17 protein-coding genes are annotated in these 17,197 nt (G+C 61.0%); 9 read left to right on the top strand and 8 right to left on the bottom strand.

Going from position 1 to position 17,197, the window contains the following annotated elements:
- Positions 1 to 62: 62 nt before the first annotated feature.
- Positions 63 to 2,867: a DNA polymerase I gene (gene polA, locus CD175_RS21975; RefSeq protein WP_104450418.1), complete on the bottom strand. Its 2,805-nt coding sequence runs from the start codon at positions 2,865 to 2,867 to the stop codon at positions 63 to 65.
- Between the two features lie 74 nt (positions 2,868 to 2,941).
- Between polA and CD175_RS21970 the strand changes: the two genes are divergently transcribed.
- On the top strand, positions 2,942 to 3,229 hold the full coding sequence (locus CD175_RS21970) for a DUF2782 domain-containing protein (RefSeq protein WP_104450417.1): 288 nt from the start codon (positions 2,942 to 2,944) through the stop codon (positions 3,227 to 3,229).
- A 60-nt stretch (positions 3,230 to 3,289) separates the two neighbouring features.
- The gene (locus tag CD175_RS21965) at positions 3,290 to 4,240 is read left to right on the top strand and encodes a homoserine kinase (RefSeq protein ID WP_015092907.1); all 951 of its coding nucleotides are present in this window, start codon (positions 3,290 to 3,292) and stop codon (positions 4,238 to 4,240) included.
- A gap of 88 nt (positions 4,241 to 4,328) precedes the next feature.
- Here CD175_RS21965 and CD175_RS21960 read toward each other — a convergent pair whose 3' ends face one another.
- Positions 4,329 to 5,249 carry a zinc ABC transporter substrate-binding protein gene (locus CD175_RS21960; protein ID WP_205886348.1) on the bottom strand — a complete coding sequence of 307 codons (921 nt, stop codon included), beginning with the start codon at positions 5,247 to 5,249 and terminating at the stop codon, positions 4,329 to 4,331.
- 66 nt (positions 5,250 to 5,315) lie between these two features.
- On the opposite strand from CD175_RS21960, the gene zur reads away from it, so the two are divergent.
- From zur to CD175_RS21940, 4 genes are read left to right on the top strand one after another with little or no spacing between them, the layout of a single operon-like run.
- Positions 5,316 to 5,798, top strand: a complete 483-nt coding sequence (zur, locus tag CD175_RS21955; RefSeq protein ID WP_104450415.1) for a zinc uptake transcriptional repressor Zur — start codon at positions 5,316 to 5,318, stop codon at positions 5,796 to 5,798.
- Entirely contained in the window at positions 5,798 to 6,583 is a 786-nt protein-coding gene (znuC, locus tag CD175_RS21950) for a zinc ABC transporter ATP-binding protein ZnuC (protein ID WP_095967855.1), read from the top strand. Before zur ends, znuC begins: the two co-directional genes overlap by 1 nt.
- Entirely contained in the window at positions 6,576 to 7,364 is a 789-nt protein-coding gene (znuB, locus tag CD175_RS21945) for a zinc ABC transporter permease subunit ZnuB (RefSeq protein ID WP_104450414.1), read from the top strand. Before znuC ends, znuB begins: the two co-directional genes overlap by 8 nt.
- Positions 7,365 to 7,401: 37 nt before the next feature.
- Positions 7,402 to 8,118, top strand: coding sequence for a PA5502 family lipoprotein (locus tag CD175_RS21940; protein WP_104450413.1), 717 nt, complete (start codon positions 7,402 to 7,404; stop codon positions 8,116 to 8,118).
- 104 nt (positions 8,119 to 8,222) lie between these two features.
- On the opposite strand, the gene katE is transcribed toward CD175_RS21940, so the two are convergent.
- Positions 8,223 to 10,361, bottom strand: a complete 2,139-nt coding sequence (gene katE, locus CD175_RS21935; protein ID WP_104450412.1) for a catalase HPII — start codon at positions 10,359 to 10,361, stop codon at positions 8,223 to 8,225.
- A gap of 210 nt (positions 10,362 to 10,571) precedes the next feature.
- On the opposite strand from katE, the gene CD175_RS21930 reads away from it, so the two are divergent.
- From CD175_RS21930 to CD175_RS21920, 3 genes are read left to right on the top strand one after another with little or no spacing between them, the layout of a single operon-like run.
- The gene (locus CD175_RS21930) at positions 10,572 to 11,579 is read left to right on the top strand and encodes a methionine ABC transporter ATP-binding protein (protein WP_007969809.1); all 1,008 of its coding nucleotides are present in this window, start codon (positions 10,572 to 10,574) and stop codon (positions 11,577 to 11,579) included.
- Entirely contained in the window at positions 11,579 to 12,253 is a 675-nt protein-coding gene (locus CD175_RS21925; protein ID WP_104450411.1) for a methionine ABC transporter permease, read from the top strand. Before CD175_RS21930 ends, CD175_RS21925 begins: the two co-directional genes overlap by 1 nt.
- Before the next feature lie 60 nt (positions 12,254 to 12,313).
- Positions 12,314 to 13,087, top strand: coding sequence for a MetQ/NlpA family ABC transporter substrate-binding protein (locus CD175_RS21920; protein WP_015092900.1), 774 nt, complete (start codon positions 12,314 to 12,316; stop codon positions 13,085 to 13,087).
- A gap of 174 nt (positions 13,088 to 13,261) precedes the next feature.
- Here the strand turns inward: CD175_RS21920 and CD175_RS21910 are convergent, their stop codons facing one another.
- The 5 genes from CD175_RS21910 to CD175_RS21890 are packed head-to-tail and all read right to left on the bottom strand — an operon-like array spanning position 13,262 to position 17,164.
- Complete coding sequence (locus CD175_RS21910; protein WP_104450410.1) at positions 13,262 to 13,897, bottom strand: SCO family protein; 636 nt, start codon at positions 13,895 to 13,897, stop codon at positions 13,262 to 13,264.
- Positions 13,894 to 14,793 carry a heme o synthase gene (cyoE, locus tag CD175_RS21905; RefSeq protein ID WP_104450409.1) on the bottom strand — a complete coding sequence of 300 codons (900 nt, stop codon included), beginning with the start codon at positions 14,791 to 14,793 and terminating at the stop codon, positions 13,894 to 13,896. Before cyoE ends, CD175_RS21910 begins: the two co-directional genes overlap by 4 nt.
- The gene (locus tag CD175_RS21900; RefSeq protein ID WP_104450408.1) at positions 14,781 to 15,854 is read right to left on the bottom strand and encodes a COX15/CtaA family protein; all 1,074 of its coding nucleotides are present in this window, start codon (positions 15,852 to 15,854) and stop codon (positions 14,781 to 14,783) included. The genes cyoE and CD175_RS21900 overlap by 13 nt, the downstream gene beginning before the upstream one ends.
- Before the next feature lie 10 nt (positions 15,855 to 15,864).
- Positions 15,865 to 16,458, bottom strand: a complete 594-nt coding sequence (locus tag CD175_RS21895; protein WP_007969815.1) for a PA_0111/PP_0108 family redox-active disulfide protein — start codon at positions 16,456 to 16,458, stop codon at positions 15,865 to 15,867.
- Positions 16,424 to 17,164: an SURF1 family protein gene (locus CD175_RS21890; protein WP_104450407.1), complete on the bottom strand. Its 741-nt coding sequence runs from the start codon at positions 17,162 to 17,164 to the stop codon at positions 16,424 to 16,426. Before CD175_RS21890 ends, CD175_RS21895 begins: the two co-directional genes overlap by 35 nt.
- Positions 17,165 to 17,197 lie beyond the last annotated feature (33 nt).

Here is a 17,197-nt window from a genome sequence, read left to right as displayed (position 1 = left end):
GCACTATGCCGCGGCAGAACACGACATTTTTTGTAGGAGCGAGCGAGCTCCTACAGGAAGGCTCAGTGAGCCTCATCCCAGTTATTTCCAACACCCACTTCGACCAGCAACGGCACATCCAGTTTCGCGGCTTCGCTCATGTGTACGCGAATTTCATCGCGAACCTGGTCGACCAGGTCTTCACGCACCTCCAGCACCAGTTCATCGTGCACCTGCAAAATGACTTTGGCGTCGAGGCCGGACGCGGTCAGCCAGTTATCCACAGCGACCATGGCTTTCTTGATGATGTCCGCAGCGGTGCCTTGCATCGGGGCGTTGATTGCCGTGCGCTCAGCGGCGGCGCGTTCTTGCGGTTTGTTGGAGTTGATGTCCGGCAGGTACAGGCGACGACCGAAGAACGTCTCGACATAACCTTGCTCGGCGGCCTGGGCCCGCGTGCGGTCCATGTACTGGCGTACGCCGGGGTATCGGGCGAAGTAGGTATCGATGTAGGCCTTGGCGGTCTTGGTGTCGACGCCAATGTCCTTGCCGAGCTTCTGCGCCCCCATGCCGTAGATCAGTCCGAAGTTGATCGCCTTGGCGCTGCGGCGCTGGTCGGAGGTCACGTCGGCCAGTTCGACCTTGAACACTTCGGCGGCAGTCGCGGTGTGCACGTCCAGATTGTGGCGGAAGGCGTTCATCAGCCCTTCATCCCGTGACAGGTGCGCCATGATTCGCAACTCGATCTGCGAATAGTCCGCCGCCAGCAGCTTGTAGCCGGCCGGAGCCACGAAGGCCTGGCGGATACGACGCCCTTCGGCGGTGCGCACCGGAATGTTCTGCAGATTCGGATCGCTCGAGGACAGGCGCCCGGTGGAGGCGACAGCCTGGTGGTACGACGTATGGATCCGCCCGGTGCGCGGGTTGATCTGTTCCGGCAAACGATCGGTGTAGGTGCTTTTCAGCTTGCTCATGGAGCGATATTCCATGAGCACTTTCGGCAATCGGTAGTCGTCTTCCGCCAGCTTGGCCAGCACCTCTTCGGCCGTGGACGGCTGGCCCTTGGCAGTCTTTTTCAGCACCGGCAGGCCGAGTTTTTCGTAGAGGATCACGCCGAGTTGCTTGGGCGAACCGAGGTTGAATTCCTCGCCGGCAATCTCGAAGGCTTCGCGCTCAAGTGCGACCATCTTGTCGCCCAGTTCGATGCTTTGCACGCCCAGCAAGGCGGCGTCGACGAATGCGCCCTGGCGCTCGATGCGCGCCAATACCGGCACCAACGGAATTTCGATGTCGGTCAGCACACTGGCCAGGCTTGGAATGGCCGAGAGCTTTTCGAACAGGGTCTGGTGCAGACGCAAGGTGATGTCCGCATCTTCGGCGGCATAAGGCCCGGCCTGCTCAAGGGCGATCTGATCGAACGTCAGCTGCTTCACGCCTTTGCCGGCGATGTCCTGGAAACTCACCGTGGTGTGGTCCAGATACTTCTGCGCCAGGCTGTCCATGTCATGGCGCGTGGCTGTGGAGTTGAGCACGTAGGACTCGAGCATGGTGTCGAAGGCGATGCCACGCACGGTGATGCCGTTGTCCTGTACGCCGCCGATGGCGCAGTTGGCCAGGATGTTCATGTCGAACTTGGCGTGCTGGCCGACCTTGAGCTTGTTCGGGTCTTCCAGAATCGGCTTGAGCGCGCGCAGGACAGTGTCGCGGTCCAGCTGCTGCGGCACACCGATGTAGGAATGGGTCAACGGGATGTAGGCCGCTTCGTTAGCCTGAACCGCGAACGACAGCCCCACCAGTTGCGCCTGCTGCGCGTCGATGCCGGTGGTTTCGGTGTCGAAGGCAAACAGCTTGGCGTTGTTCAGCTTTTCCAGCCAGACATCGAAACGCGCCTGATCAAGGATGGTTTCATAGGCGGCTTCAGCAGCGGCGGCCGTTGCTTCGGCCTCTGGTTCGCTGAACAGATCGGCGGCCGGTGCAGGCTCGGCGGCAGCGCTCAGTTCCAGGCGTTTGGCGTCGCGATCAAGGTCGTTCAGCCAGCTCTTGAACTCCAGCAGGCTGTACAACTCGTAGAGTTTCGCCGGATCTTCCGCACCCATTTGCAAGTCGTCGAGGCCAATGTCCAGCGGCACATCGACCTTGATGGTCGCCAACTGATAGGACAGGAAGGCCATTTCCTTGTGCTCTTCGAGCTTGGCCGGCAGGGTCTTGGCACCGCGAATCGGCAGGGTCGGCACGATGTCGAGCTGCGCATAGAGCTCGGTCAGGCCGCCGTTCACACCGACCAGCAGGCCGGAAGCGGTCTTCGGACCGATGCCCGGAACGCCCGGAATGTTGTCGGAAGAATCGCCCATGAGCGCCAGATAATCGATGATCTGCTCGGGAGCGACGCCGAATTTCTCCTTCACGCCCTCCACGTCCATGCTGCTACCGGTCATGGTGTTGACCAAGGTAATGTGACCATCGACCAGTTGCGCCATATCCTTGTCGCCCGTGGAGATGATCACCGGACGATCCGCCGCCGCGCTGCTGCGGGCCAGGGTGCCGATCACGTCATCGGCCTCCACGCCTTCGACGCACAGTAGCGGGAAGCCCAGGGCGATCACGCTCTGGTGCAGCGGCTCGATCTGCACGCGCATGTCGTCAGGCATACTCGGACGGTTGGCCTTGTATTCGGCGTACATGTCATCGCGAAAAGTCCCACCCTTGGCGTCGAACACCACGGCGAACGGACTGTTCGGATATTGCTTGCGCAGGCTCTTGAGCATGTTCAACACGCCCTTGACCGCGCCGGTCGGCAGGCCTTTGGACGTGGTCAGCGGCGGCAGCGCGTGAAAGGCGCGGTACAAGTAAGAAGAACCGTCCACCAGGACGAGGGGGGCTTGGCTCATGAGCAGGATCAACCTTTTCGGCGGGTCCGGCGCTAGAATAGCGGGACCGTTGACGACAAAGGGACAAGGTTATCATGCGCACACTAAATCGCCTGTTGCTGGCTGGCTTGTTTGCAATCGCCCCATTGGCCGTCATGGCGGCGGACGATGCGCCGACACCGGAGCCAGATGTCACGATCCGCACGGAAGGGGACAAGCTCATCCAGGAATACCGCCAAAACGGTTTTCTGTATGCGATCAAAGTCACGCCCAAAGGCGGCAAGCCGTATTTCCTGGTACGCGCCGACGGATCAGAAGGTAACTTCATCCGCTCTGATTACCCGGATATGCTGATTCCGGCGTGGGAAATTTTTAAGTGGTAAGTCGTCCTTAACTTTAATCGGCGCTGGCTCAACAGCGGCGCCCGTACTGGCAGTTTAAACATGTCTGTGTTCACCCCCCTGGCTCGGCCCGAGCTGGAAGCTTTTCTCGCCCCTTATGGCCTCGGCCGCCTGCTTGATTTCCAGGGGATTGCCGCCGGTAGCGAAAACACCAATTTCTTTATCAGCCTGGAGCAGGGCGAATTTGTCCTGACCCTGGTCGAGCGCGGTCCGGTTCAGGAAATGCCGTTCTTCATCGAGCTGCTCGACGTGCTGCACGGCGCCGACCTGCCAGTGCCTTATGCCCTGCGCACCACCGACGGCGTGGCCTTGCGCGAACTGGCGGGCAAACCTGCTTTGCTGCAACCACGCCTGGCCGGCAAGCACATCAAGCAAGCCAATGCGCAACATTGCGCACAGGTCGGTGAGTTGCTCGGCCATCTGCACCTGGCGACCCAGGCCAACATGATCAAGCGCAAAACCGATCGCGGCCTGGACTGGATGCTGGAAGAGGGCACGCAGTTCCTGTCGCACCTCGGTGCCGAACAGAAAGACCTGCTGCAACGGGCGCTGGAAGAAATCACCCGACAGAAAGAAAAAATCCTCGCTCTGCCGCGGGCGAACATTCACGCCGACCTGTTCCGCGACAACGCGATGTTCGAAGGCACGCACCTGACCGGACTGATCGACTTCTACAACGCCTGCTCCGGGCCGATGCTCTACGACGTGGCGATTGCCTTGAACGACTGGTGCTCGGACGACGAGGGCGTGATCGATGGACCGCGGGCACGGGCCTTGCTGGGCGCTTATGCGGCCTTGCGACCTTTCACCGCTGCCGAAGCCGAGTTGTGGCCGACCATGCTGCGGGTGGCTTGTGTACGGTTCTGGTTGTCACGCTTGATCGCGGCAGAGTCGTTCGCCGGGCAGGACGTGTTGATTCACGATCCGATGGAGTTCCAGCTACGCCTGGCGCAGCGGCAGACGGTCAATACGCCGTTGCCTTTCGCCCTTTAATGTGAATCACATTTGTAGGAGCCGGCTTGCCGGCGATGGCGCACTTCAGGACGCTATCGCCGGCAAGCCGGCTCCTACGGGTACGGGGCTACAACGACTCCAGACACCCCGCCAGATCATTCCCCAACTTCTCCAGCACCTGCTCATAGCCCTGGGCCGTCGCCGGCGTGTACCCGCCCAACGCATCCAGTTCCGCCAGCTTCACCGGCAAACCCGCCACCAGGGTTTCCGCCAGGCGCGGACGCAGCGGTGGTTCGCTGAACACGCAGGTCTTCCCGACTTCCTGCAAGCGCGCGCGCATCGCCGCGACATGCTGGGCACCGGGTTGCACTTCCGCCGCGACGCTGAACACACCCACGTGCTTGAGGCCGTAGGCGTCTTCGAAGTAATCGAACGCTTCGTGGAACACGAAGTAAGGCTTGCCCTGAACATCGGCCAGGCGTTTCTTCAGGCGCGCATCCAACGCATCGAGACGCTCGTCGAAGGCTTTCAGGTTGCTCTGATAGCGCACGGCATTGTCAGGATCGGCGGCACTCAGGTCAGCCGCCATTTTCGTGGCGATGACCCGGGCGTTGACTGGCGACAGCCACAAATGTGCATCCAGGCTGCCTGGGCGATGATCGTGGTCGTGATCGTCGGCTTCTTCGGCGTGGGAGTGGCTATCTTCGGCAAAACGGCGAAGCTCCATGCCTGGCAAATCCTGCACGGCGACGCTGGGCAGCGTACGACCATTGAGCACGCGAGGCAGGAAACCTTCCATGTCCGGGCCGATCCAGTACAGCAGATCCACCGATTGCACCTTGCGAACGTCGGAAGGGCGCAGCGCATAGTTGTGCGGCGAGGCACCCGGTGGCAGCAAGACCTCAGGAATCGCCACGCCGTCCTGCACCGCTGCGGCGATCAACTGCAGGGGCTTGATGCTGGTAAGGACCTTGACCTCGGCCTGCGCCGGACCGATCAGCAGAAAACTTGCGAAAAATGCGACAAAGATAGAAAAAAGACGGGACACGATGACCACTCGAAGAGGCGAGAACGGGTAACATAATAACGTCTCTCACAAAACTCGTCGCCGCTCATGCTAAAAACACCGATTGCCAGCCGCCCCCACGACCACTCGCATTGCGTTCACAGCGCTTTGTCCGAGGCCGATGCCCTGTGCACTCGTCAAGGCCTGCGCCTGACCGCATTGCGCCGACGGGTGCTGGAACTGGTGTGGCAAAGCCACAAGCCGCTGGGTGCCTACGACATTCTCGCGGTCCTCAGCGAGCAGGACGGTCGCCGCGCCGCGCCGCCGACGGTGTACCGCGCGCTGGATTTCCTGCTGGAAAACGGCCTGGTCCATCGGATTTCCTCGCTCAACGCCTTCATCGGCTGCAATCATCCGGAACATGCACACCAGGGTCAGTTCCTGATCTGCCGGGTGTGCCATGCCGCCATCGAGCTCGAGCAAAAGTCCATCAGCGACGCGATCATCGCCAGCGCCAGGGATGTCGGGTTTATCGTCGAAGGCCAGACCGTCGAAGTGGTCGGTCTGTGCTCGGGTTGCCAGGGGGCTTGATGAGCAACGCGCTGATCCGTCTAGAGCAGGTTGCCGTCACGTTCGCCGGGCAACCGGTGCTGGACAACATTGAGCTGAGTGTCGAGCCGGGGCAGATCGTGACCCTGATCGGCCCCAACGGCGCCGGCAAGACCACACTGGTACGTGCCGTGCTCGGTCTGTTGAAACCGGACAGCGGCAACGTCTGGCGCAAGCCGAAACTGCGGGTCGGCTACATGCCGCAGAAACTCCATGTTGACCCGACCCTGCCGCTGTCGGTATTGCGCTTCCTGCGCCTGGTGCCGGGCGTAGACCGTGCAATGGCCTTGGCGGCACTCAAGGAAGTCGGCGCCGAACAGGTCATCGACAGCCCGGTGCAAAGCGTTTCCGGTGGCGAAATGCAACGCGTGCTGCTGGCCCGGGCCTTGTTGCGCGAACCGGAACTGCTGGTACTCGACGAACCGGTACAGGGTGTCGACGTGGCCGGCCAGGCTGAGCTGTACAGCCTGATCACCCGCCTGCGCGACCGTCACGGTTGCGGTGTGCTGATGGTCTCCCACGATTTGCATCTGGTGATGAGCACCACGGATCAGGTGGTTTGCCTCAATCGTCACGTCTGCTGTTCAGGCCATCCCGAGCAGGTCAGCGGCGATCCGGCGTTCGTAGAGCTGTTCGGAAAAAACGCACAAAGCCTGGCGATTTATCACCACCATCACGACCACGCCCACGACTTGCATGGTTCGGTGGTCAAGGCGCCCGCATCGGGCCAACCCCATGTTCACGGAGATGGCTGCAAGCATGGCTGATTTTCTGCTCTACGCCCTGCTTGCAGGCCTGGCCCTGGCCGTTGTCGCAGGCCCGTTGGGGTCTTTCGTGGTCTGGCGGCGCATGGCTTATTTTGGCGACACCCTGTCCCACGCGGCATTGCTCGGCGTGGCCCTGGGCTTCCTGCTGGATGTCAGCCCGACGGTTGCCGTGACCGTTGGCTGCCTGCTGCTGGCGGTGTTACTGGTGACCTTGCAACAACGCCAGCCCTTGGCATCCGATACGCTTTTGGGAATTCTCGCACCCAGCACGCTCTCTCTGGGCCTGGTGGTACTAAGCTTCATGCACGAAGTGCGGATCGACCTGATGGCCTATCTGTTCGGTGACCTGCTGGCAATCAGTCCAACCGATCTGGCCTGGATTCTTGGCGGCAGTGCGGCCGTGCTGGCCTTGTTGCTTGCATTGTGGCGGCCATTGCTGGCGATCACGGTGCATGAAGAACTGGCCAGGGTCGAAGGCCTTCCGGTGGCCGGATTGCGCCTGGCGCTGATGCTGCTGATCGCCGTGGTGATTGCCGTGGCGATGAAAATCGTCGGCGTGTTACTGATCACTTCGTTGCTGATCATCCCGGCGGCGGCGGCACAACGTCACGCCCGCTCGCCGGAGCAGATGGCACTGGGTGCGAGCCTGCTGGGCATACTCGCCGTGTGTGGCGGGCTGGCGTTGTCCTGGTTCAAGGACACCCCGGCCGGCCCGTCGATTGTGGTGGCAGCCGCAGCGCTGTTTCTGCTGAGTTTTGTTCTGCCCCGTCGAGGGGTGTAGACTTGCTCGTTTTTTGCGCAAATAGAGAGTCGCAGGAATGAAGTCGTTCGCCTCCCGTTATCTGCTCCTTGTCGCATTTTCTTTGCTGCTGGGCGCTTGCCAAAGCACGCCACCGGCGGCCACCGAGGCCGCCAATGCGCGGGCCACGGCCATCGTACAGCTGGAACAAAACATCGCCAGCGATGAACTGGCCACCGCCGAAGACCAATTGGCGGCCTTGCAGACCGAATCACCCAACGATGCTTCCCTTGAGCAGTACCAGCGGCAACTGGCCGAAGCCTACCTGCGCCGCAGCCAGATCGTGCTGCAAAAGGGTGATGTGGATGCCGCTGCGACCGCCCTGAGCCGTGCCCGCGCGTTGATGCCCAAGGCTCCGGCACTGACCGGCGGAGTCAACGGCTCGATTGCCCAGGCGCGCAAGGCCGAGCTGGAAAAAGCCGAAGCGGCCCTGAAAGCTGCCGAAGCCAAGCCAAAAGCCAAGGTCATCGATCTGACGGCTGAAAGCACCACGGTCTCGCTGAATATCAACGATATGGGCAAACTGCGTCGCCAACTGGATGCCATCGCCGCCGATGTGGTGAATTTTCAGTGCGACGTTAGCATTCAGGCTCCACGCACCAACGATTACCCTTGGCTGGCGACATTGCTGACAAAACGGGTGAAAAAGCTCGATCCCGAGTTTGACCTGAAGCTGGAGCGGCAGATTTTGCACAGTGTTCCGGCGCAGATGGTTCTGAGTCCGCGTAAACCTTAAAAAGCTTCGCGAGCAGGCTCGCTCCCACAATGGTTCTGCGTCTTTATACAGATCCAATGTGGGAGCGAGCCTGCTCGCGATGATCTATCTAGCTCCGAAGATCATCAGGCCGGAATCGCCTTGGCCTTCACCTCCCTCTCCCAAACCCGATGCTGCCCGATCGCGGTCAGAAACGGCTTGATCAGATTGCCATCCGCCCCCACGATCAATCCCGCATCAGCCTCCAGCTTCAATACATCCAGCAATTGCTTCGCTTCACCTTGCAAGGCGATAGCCTTGAGATGTTTGTATGCCTCCAGCAGGTAATGCAACGCCACGCCGTCCGTACTCAGCGCCTTGATCGACGCGGCTCCGCCCGGCACGAACACCGCGTCGAATGCCACCGACGGCGAGCCCTCCATCGAAGCATCGACCGCCAGGGTTTTGCCATCGGCGGTTTTCACGGGTGCAGAGGTCGGCCCCAGTAACTTCGCGTGAGCCCCCTCCGCTGCAAGCGCTTTCTTCATCGCATCAATCGCAGCGCTATCAACGCCATTGGCCGCCAGAATCGCGACTTTTCGCGTCTTGATGTTCTCCGGCAACAGATTGGCCTGGCTCAATGCCGGAGAGTGATCCGGTGCGGTTTTGCGCACCTCGACGGTTCCTCGAGCCGGCGCAGGCAATCCAAGGTTCTGCGCCACGCGCTTGGCCAGCTCCAGATCGATGTTGGCGAGAATTTCGTTCACTTCCCGGGCGCGGATCGCCTCACGCTCAACCTTGCCCAACTCAAAGCTGTAGGCCGAGATGATGTGCTCCCGCTCATGCTCACTCATGCTGTGGAAAAACAAGCGAGCCTGGGAGAAGTGGTCAGCGAACGACTCGCTGCGCTGGCGAATCTTGTTGGCGTCGATGCGCTCCGGATAACTCTCGAATCCTCCATCCTGCGCCGAAACAGGTGTTTCCTTTGGCCAGCCGCCATCGATGGAGTTCGGCTCATAAGACGCACGCCCCTTGTCGATGATGGTGCGGTGCTGGGCATCCCGCTGGCCGTTGTGGAAAGGCGACACCGGGCGGTTGACCGGGATCTCGTGAAAGTTCGGCCCGCCGAGTCGGCTGATTTGCGTGTCGGTGTAGGAAAACAATCGACCTTGCAGCAGGGGGTCGTTGGAGAAATCGATCCCGGGGACGATATGCCCAGGGCAGAAGGCAACCTGCTCGGTTTCGGCGAAGAAGTTGTCCGGGTTGCGGTTCAGCACCATCTTTCCCAACGGCGTGATGGGTACGAGTTCTTCGGGGATCAGCTTGGTCGGGTCGAGAATGTCGAAATCAAAGGCGTGTTCATTTTCCTCTTCGATGACCTGCACCCCCAACTCCCATTCCGGATAGTCGCCGATCTCAATCGACTCCCACAGATCACGCCGATGGTAGTCGGCGTCCTTTCCCGCAAGCTTTTGCGCTTCATCCCACACCAGGGAGCAAGTGCCGGCCGTAGGGCGCCAGTGGAATTTGACGAAGCGCGACTTGCCCTCGGCATTGATCAGGCGAAAGGTGTGCACGCCGAAGCCCTGCATGCTGCGCAGGCTTTTCGGGATCGCCCGGTCGGACATTGCCCACATCACCATGTGCGCCGACTCCGGCACCAGCGAAACAAAGTCCCAGAAAGTGTCGTGGGCCGAGCCGCCGGTAGGGATCTCGTTATGCGGCTCGGGTTTGACCGCGTGCACGAAGTCGGGAAACTTGATCGCATCCTGTATGAAGAACACCGGCATGTTATTGCCCACCAGGTCGAAGTTGCCTTCGTCGGTGAAGAACTTCACGGCGAAACCCCGCACATCACGCACGGTGTCGCCTGACCCTCGTGGCCCCTGTACCGTGGAAAAGCGCACGAACACCGGAGTTTTCTTCGCGGGGTCCTGCAGGAAACCGGCCTTGGTCAGCACCGAGTGGTTTTCATAGCTCTGGAAATGACCATGGGCGCCGGTGCCGCGAGCGTGGACGATGCGTTCGGGAATGCGCTCGTGATCAAAATGCGTGATCTTTTCACGCATGATGAAGTCTTCCAGCAGCGACGGTCCGCGGGCCCCGGCCTTCAGGGTGTTCTGGTTGTCCGCCACCTTCACGCCCTGGTTGGTGCGCAAGGCCTGCTCAGTGGCATCGGAGCGAAATGTTTCCAGGCTGTCGAGCTTGGCGTTGGTGTTGTGGCGGTCCGGGGTATCGGTCCCGGCCAGGACGCTCTTGGTGGCGGCAGGCTTCTTGGTACTCATCAGGCGTGAACTCCTCAGGCATATTCCAGTGGCCTAAGTAGTGACTGACGAGCTTATTCAGCCGTTCCTTTTTTCTGACCTTTGATCGCGTTATTGCTAAATGACAGGACAAATGCGAAATAAATGCTAAGAACCTCTATACGGACAGGCTAAAATGCGCGCCCGGCTAACCGCTGACCCTTTTCCAACGCGCCCCACAAGGTTCGCTACGTGATCGAGTTTCAAAACGTCCATAAAACCTACCGCGTCGCCGGTAAGGAAATCCCCGCGCTGCATCCGACCAGTCTGACGATTGAGAACGGGCAGGTTTTCGGCTTGATCGGTCATTCCGGTGCAGGAAAAAGTACCCTGCTGCGTCTGATCAATCGCCTGGAAAACGCCAGTGGCGGCAAGATCACCGTCGACGGTGAAGAAGTCACCGCGCTCGACGCCAACGGCCTGCGCCGCTTCCGTCAGCAGGTCGGGATGATTTTCCAGCACTTCAACCTGCTGGCCTCCAAAACCGTCGCCGACAACGTCGCACTACCACTGACCCTGGCCGGAGAACTGTCGCGCAGCGAGATCGATTCGCGCGTGGCCGAGTTGCTGGCGCGGGTCGGTTTGTCCGACCACGCGAAAAAGTACCCGGCGCAATTGTCCGGCGGGCAAAAGCAGCGTGTCGGCATTGCCCGCGCCCTGGCGACCAAGCCAAAAATCCTGCTGTGCGATGAAGCCACCAGCGCCCTCGACCCGCAAACCACCGCATCGGTCCTGCAATTGCTGGCCGAGATCAATCGCGAGCTGAAACTGACCATCGTGTTGATCACCCACGAAATGGACGTGATCCGCCGGGTCTGCGACCAGGTGGCAGTGATGGACGCCGGCGTGATCGTCGAGCAAGGCTCGGTGGCCGAGGTGTTCCTGCATCCGAAGCACCCGACCACCAAACGTTTTGTGCAGGAAGACGAGCAGATCGACGAAAGCGAACAGCGTGACGACTTCGCTCACGTACCGGGTCGCATCGTGCGCCTGACCTTCCAGGGCGAAGCGACCTACGCGCCGTTGCTGGGCACCGTCGCCCGGGAAACCGGTGTGGACTACAGCATCCTGGCCGGTCGTATCGACCGCATCAAAGACATCCCTTACGGGCAACTGACCCTGGCCGTGACCGGCGGCGACATGGAAGCGGCGTTCGCTCGTTTCACCGCAGCCGACGTCCACATGGAGGTGCTGCGCTAATGGAAGCCCTGACAAGTTTCTTCGCCAATATCGACTGGCTCGAAATCTGGCTGGCCACTGGCGACACCCTGCTGATGCTCGGCGGTTCGCTGTTGTTCACCGTGCTGCTCGGCCTGCCGCTGGGCGTGCTGCTGTTTCTCTGCAGCCCGCGCCAGTTGCTGGAAGCCAAAGGTGTCTACGCGATGTTGTCGCTGGTGGTGAACGTTCTGCGTTCGCTGCCGTTCATCATCCTGTTGATCGTGATGATTCCGTTCACCGTGTTGATCACCGGCACATCCCTCGGTGTTGCCGGTGCGATCCCGCCGCTGGTGGTGGGTGCCACGCCGTTTTTCGCGCGCCTGGTGGAAACCGCCCTGCGTGAAGTGGACCGCGGCATCATCGAAGCCACCCAGGCCATGGGTGCGACCACGCGACAGATCATCACCAATGCGTTGCTGCCTGAGGCTCGTCCGGGCATCTTCGCGGCGATTACGGTAACCGCAATTACACTGGTGTCCTACACGGCGATGGCGGGTGTCGTCGGCGCCGGTGGTCTGGGTGACCTGGCGATCCGCTTCGGTTACCAGCGCTTCCAGACCGATGTGATGGTCGTGACGGTGGTGTTGCTGCTGGTACTGGTCCAGGTACTACAAACCGTTGGCGACAAGTTGGTCGTCCACTTTTCCCGTAAGTAAGACATGAGCCGGCCATTCGCTGGCAGGCGCCAAACGGGCGCCTCACAAGGAGTTAGCTGAATGAAAAAACTACTCGTCGCCTTCGCTGCCGTTGCTGCATTCTCGGCCCACGCGGCTGACACCCTGACCGTCGCGGCCACCCCGGTGCCACACGCCGAGATCCTCGAATTCGTGAAGCCGACCCTGGCCAAAGAAGGCGTGGACCTGAAGGTCAAGGTCTTCACCGACTACATCCAGCCTAACGTGCAGGTGGCGGAAAAGCGCCTGGACGCCAACTTCTTCCAGCACCAGCCGTACCTGGATGAGTTCAACAAGGCCAAGGGCACAAACCTGGTATCCGTCGCCGGCGTGCACCTGGAACCCCTGGGCGCTTACTCGAGCAAGTACAAGACCCTCGCTGAACTGCCTGGCGGCGCCAACGTGGTGATCCCGAACGACGCCACCAACGGCGGCCGTGCACTGTTGCTGATGGCCAAGGCCGGGCTGATCAAGTTGAAGGATTCGAACAACATCCTGTCGACCGTGAAGGACATCACCGAGAACACCAAGGACCTGAAAATCCGCGAACTGGAAGCCGCGACCATCCCGCGCGTGCTGACCCAGGTCGACCTGGCGCTGATCAACACCAACTACGCGCTGGAAGCCAAGCTCGATCCGGCCAAGGACGCGCTGGTCATCGAAGGCAACGACTCGCCGTACGTGAACATCCTGGTGGCTCGCCCGGATGACAAGGACAGCGAAGCGATGAAGAAGCTGGTTGCCGCTTTGCACAGTCCGGAAGTGAAAGCCTTCATCCTCGAGAAGTACAAAGGCGCGGTAGTGCCGGCGTTCTGACCGACTGAAAGCAACAAAAAAGGGCGCATCGAATGCGCCCTTTTTTTGTGCCAGAAACACCGCCCCCCCTGTGGGAGCGAGCTTGCTCGCGATGGCGGTGTATCAGTCAATGTAGATGTTGAATATTACGGCCTCATCGCGAGCAAGCTCGCTCCCAAAGGTTTAGCGGTGTCTTTAGTTTCGCTTGAGCATCACCGGCAACTGCGCCACCAGCTTCGCGTTGTTCAACGGCGCCCGGATGAAGCCGCGCTGCGTGCCGTCCGGCCCGATCACCGCGAGGTTGCCACTGTGGTCGACCGTGTAGTTTGGCTTGTTGGTGTCCGCCGGAATGAACGGGATGCTCACCGCGTTGGCGACCTTTTGCAGCTCATCGATCGACTTTGGCGTCAGGCCGACAAACTGCGGGTCAAAGTAGCTCAGGTACTGCTTGAGCTGCTGGGGGGTGTCGCGATTGGGGTCGATACTGACCAGCACGATCTGCAGCTTATCCACCGCCTCGGGCGGCAACTCGCTCTTGATCTGTCGCAGCTGGGCGAGGGTGGTCGGGCAGACGTCCGGGCAGAAGGTGTAGCCGAAGAACAGCAGGCTCCACTTACCCTTCAATTCATTGATCGTGACCGGCTGGCCGTCCTGATTGGTCATCGTCACGTCCGGCAGATTGCGGCTCTGCGGCAGCAAAATGATACCGGCGTCGATCAGCGCCGTCGGGTCGCCCTGGTTTTTCCCGGACAATACCTTGTTGACGGTCAGGCCCAGGATCAGTGCGACCAGGGCGACGAGGATGAAGACGGTTTTCTGGGTTCGAGTCATAGGTTCAACAGTAAGTAGTGGTCTACGAGCAGGGCGATAAACAGCAGGAACAAGTAGTAAATAGAGTACTTGAACGTGTTGATCGCCGCGTGCGGCCGAGTGCCACGGTACAACACCACGGCCCATTGCAGAAACCGCGCCCCCAGCCCGAGCGCACAGACCAAGTAGAGCATACCGCTCATGTGGATCACGTAGGGCATCAGGCTGACGGCGAGCAGTGCAAAGGTATACAGCAGGATATGAATCTTGGTGTAGTGCTCGCCATGGGTGACCGGCAGCATCGGGATGTCGGCCTTGGCGTATTCCTCCTTGCGATGGATCGCCAGCGCCCAGAAGTGCGGCGGGGTCCAGGCGAAGATGATCAGCACCAGCAGCAGCGGTTCGGCGCTGACGTGCCCGGTGGCGGCGGTCCAGCCGAGCAAGGGCGGCGCGGCACCAGCCAGACCGCCAATGACGATGTTCTGCGGGGTCGCACGCTTGAGGAATCCGGTGTAGATCACCGCATAGCCAAGCAGCGAGGCGAGGGTCAGCCACGCGGTCAGCGGGTTGGTAAACGCCAGCAGCATGGCTTGCCCGAGGGCCGCCAATACCAGCGCGAACGTCAGCGCGGCGGTCGGAGATATCCGGCCTTCGGCGAGCGGCCGTTTGTGGGTGCGCGCCATCACCGCGTCGATGCGCCGGTCCACCACATGATTGACCGCCGCGGCGCCACCGGCACACAGGGCGATGCCCAGGTTGCCGAATACCAGCACCGTCCACGGCACCCCGGCACGGGTCGCGAGGAACATCCCCACCAGCGAAGTGATGAGCATCAGCACCACGACCTTGGGTTTGGTCAGCTCCAGGTAGTCACGCCAGATCGCCTGACGGGGACGTTCGCCGATCAGAATCGCCATGGCATCTCTCCTTTTATTGTTATGGGCCCGGCTGAGTGTTTACGCAGGCTGAAGCGCCAGCGCGTTGGCTGCTTGACCCGGACCAGGCTGGTGCGGGCGTGGTAGTTGACCAGCACCATGGTCAGCAACAGCGCGGCGCCGCCCGCGTTATGCGCGACGGCCAGCGGCAGCGGCAGATGGAACAGCACGTTGCTGATGCCCAGGGTGATTTGTGCGCCAAGGGCGATCAGCACCAGGCCTGCCAGGCGTGTCATGCCGACTGCCTTCAATTGCCAGGCCAGGCCGAGCAACACCAAGGTGACCAGTAAGGCGCCGATGCGATGGGTCAGGTGGATGGCCGTACGGGCGTCGCTGTCCAGTTGCCCGCCGAGGTAATTCGGGCCGATGTGTTGGGTCAGATGAAAGCCATTGGCAAAATCGGCAGGCGGCAGCCATTGGCCGTGACAGGTTGGAAAGTCGATGCAGGCCACGGCGGCGTAGTTGGAACTGACCCAGCCACCGAGGGCGATTTGCCCGATCACCAGCAACAGCCCCGCCGTCGCCCAGTGCTGCAAACGTCGTGGCACGGTCAGCGCCGGCAGTACACCGGACAGGCGCAAGGTCAGCAGAAACAACAGACTCAAGGTCGCGAAGCCGCCAAGCAAATGCCCGGTGACCACCTGCGGCCAAAGCTTGAGCGTTACCGTCCACATGCCGAACGCGGCCTGGCCAAAGACCACCGCCAACAGAAACAATGGCAACTTCACCGGTTGCCCCGGATGACGGCGATGCAACCACGCACGACCGGCCAACACCGCGATCAACACGCCCAGCGTGCCAGCGAAGTAGCGGTGGATCATCTCGTTCCAACCCTTGTGCGCCTCGACCGGAGCGTCCGGAAAATGCAATTCGGCATGGGCCAGTTGGGCTTCGCTTTTCGGCACGCTGATGAAACCGTAGCAGCCAGGCCAGTCCGGACAGCCGAGGCCGGCGTGGGTCAGGCGGGTGTAGGCACCGAGCAACACCACAATCAGTGCCAGCAAGGTGGCAAACAACGCGAGGCGAAATCCAGGTTTGGCCATGACGATGCCCTTATCCGATGTTCGACAGTTTCAGCAGGTGGCGCAGATCGTTCAGCAGGTCCTTGCCCTTCACCGACGGGTCGTAGCGCAGCACCAGATTGCCGTGGGGGTCGATGATCCACAGGTGTGGCGCGTCATTGCTCTGAGCGCCTTTTGTGTAGGCAGGCAAGTCCAGTGGATAGCGTTGCAACTGCGGGTACTCGCGTTGAAGTTTAGTCTCGTAATCGCTATTCAGCGTCTGTGCGGCGGCCAATGCATGGCTGGCGCGGGACGCATCGCGGCCGAGGCCGATCTGGATCTGCCGCGCCAGGTACACCAGTTGCTGGCAGTCCACCGCGCAATCCTTGGGCGCGGTCACCAGGATCTGCCAACGCTCCTCCTGGGCCTGCACGCCGATGTCCGCGCGGGTCTGACCGTTGCCGATCAGTTCGCCGTGATAACTGCGGCCCTCGGGCACCCAGAAATTCAGCTTGTACATGCCGGTGGCAAGGATCATCGGACCGATCACCCCGAGCAAAATCAGCAGCAGTTGCATACGGCCCTTGCGCCGGTTCACCGAAGGTTTCGCCTCAGACATGCTGGGTGGATTCATGGCCGCTCCCATGGTGTTTCTCCTTTGCGTTGTGCCAGCCGAGATAGAGATAAAGACCGAACAGGGCGATTGCCATGGCGAACCACTGCACGGCATAAGCGATATGTTTTTCCGGGCCCGTGGCGACCACCGGCCAGTCGGCCTGATAGGTGGCCGGACCGGTTTCGGCGCGTAGCTCAAAGGCAAAGCCTTCGCGGTTCAGCGTCTTCCAGAGACTGGCCGGTTCAACGGCCGTAATCAGCTTCGGCCACGTCGCTGTCGCCGGGTCTGCGTGCAACTGAAACGGCGCACCGGGGGAGACGTAGACCCACGCGTCGAGGCTGACTGCCTCGGCAGGTGTCTTGAATTGCACGGCTGTGCGGCGTTCCGGCCAGGGCAGCCAGCCGCGATTGACCAGCAGCCAGAGCCCGCTGGCCTGATCATGAAAGGGTTGCAACAACTCGACGCCGACCCTGCCGTTACGTTGACTGTTGTCGAGCAGCAGGCTGTGTTCGGCATCGAAGCGGCCGTGCAGGCGAACCCGGCGGAAAGCCGGGTCAGCGGTGTATTGCAGTTCGGTGCTGGCCATCGGCTCGGCGGCCCGGCGCTCGGCGTAAGTTTGCAGCAGCGCGCTTTTCTCCGCGCCCCGGCTCAATTGCCAGAACCCCAGGGACACCAGTAGCGGCAGCAACAGCGCGACCACCAGCGTTGGCACGATACCCGGCCGAAAGCGCTTCATGGCATCGCCAGAAAGTCGGTCATCGCGATAGCT

It is taken from the genome of Pseudomonas laurylsulfatiphila, from assembly GCF_002934665.1.
GTDB classification, from domain to species: Bacteria; Pseudomonadota; Gammaproteobacteria; order Pseudomonadales; family Pseudomonadaceae; genus Aquipseudomonas; species Aquipseudomonas laurylsulfatiphila.
This window is presented reverse-complemented; position numbering and strand designations above follow the sequence as displayed.

Bases quoted from the DNA above. Each gene is read 5' to 3' on its own strand.
- polA (WP_104450418.1), bottom strand. From the start codon at position 2,867: ATGAGCCAAGCCCCCCTCGTCCTGGTGGACGGTTCTTCTTACTTGTAC.
- CD175_RS21970 (WP_104450417.1), top strand. From the start codon at position 2,942: ATGCGCACACTAAATCGCCTGTTGCTGGCTGGCTTGTTTGCAATCGCC.
- CD175_RS21965 (WP_015092907.1), top strand. From the start codon at position 3,290: ATGTCTGTGTTCACCCCCCTGGCTCGGCCCGAGCTGGAAGCTTTTCTC.
- zur (WP_104450415.1), top strand. From the start codon at position 5,316: ATGCTAAAAACACCGATTGCCAGCCGCCCCCACGACCACTCGCATTGC.
- znuC (WP_095967855.1), top strand. From the start codon at position 5,798: ATGAGCAACGCGCTGATCCGTCTAGAGCAGGTTGCCGTCACGTTCGCC.
- znuB (WP_104450414.1), top strand. From the start codon at position 6,576: ATGGCTGATTTTCTGCTCTACGCCCTGCTTGCAGGCCTGGCCCTGGCC.
- CD175_RS21940 (WP_104450413.1), top strand. From the start codon at position 7,402: ATGAAGTCGTTCGCCTCCCGTTATCTGCTCCTTGTCGCATTTTCTTTG.
- katE (WP_104450412.1), bottom strand. From the start codon at position 10,361: ATGAGTACCAAGAAGCCTGCCGCCACCAAGAGCGTCCTGGCCGGGACC.
- CD175_RS21925 (WP_104450411.1), top strand. From the start codon at position 11,579: ATGGAAGCCCTGACAAGTTTCTTCGCCAATATCGACTGGCTCGAAATC.
- CD175_RS21920 (WP_015092900.1), top strand. From the start codon at position 12,314: ATGAAAAAACTACTCGTCGCCTTCGCTGCCGTTGCTGCATTCTCGGCC.
- CD175_RS21910 (WP_104450410.1), bottom strand. From the start codon at position 13,897: ATGACTCGAACCCAGAAAACCGTCTTCATCCTCGTCGCCCTGGTCGCA.
- cyoE (WP_104450409.1), bottom strand. From the start codon at position 14,793: ATGGCGATTCTGATCGGCGAACGTCCCCGTCAGGCGATCTGGCGTGAC.
- CD175_RS21900 (WP_104450408.1), bottom strand. From the start codon at position 15,854: ATGGCCAAACCTGGATTTCGCCTCGCGTTGTTTGCCACCTTGCTGGCA.
- CD175_RS21895 (WP_007969815.1), bottom strand. From the start codon at position 16,458: ATGGGAGCGGCCATGAATCCACCCAGCATGTCTGAGGCGAAACCTTCG.
- CD175_RS21890 (WP_104450407.1), bottom strand. From the start codon at position 17,164: ATGAAGCGCTTTCGGCCGGGTATCGTGCCAACGCTGGTGGTCGCGCTG.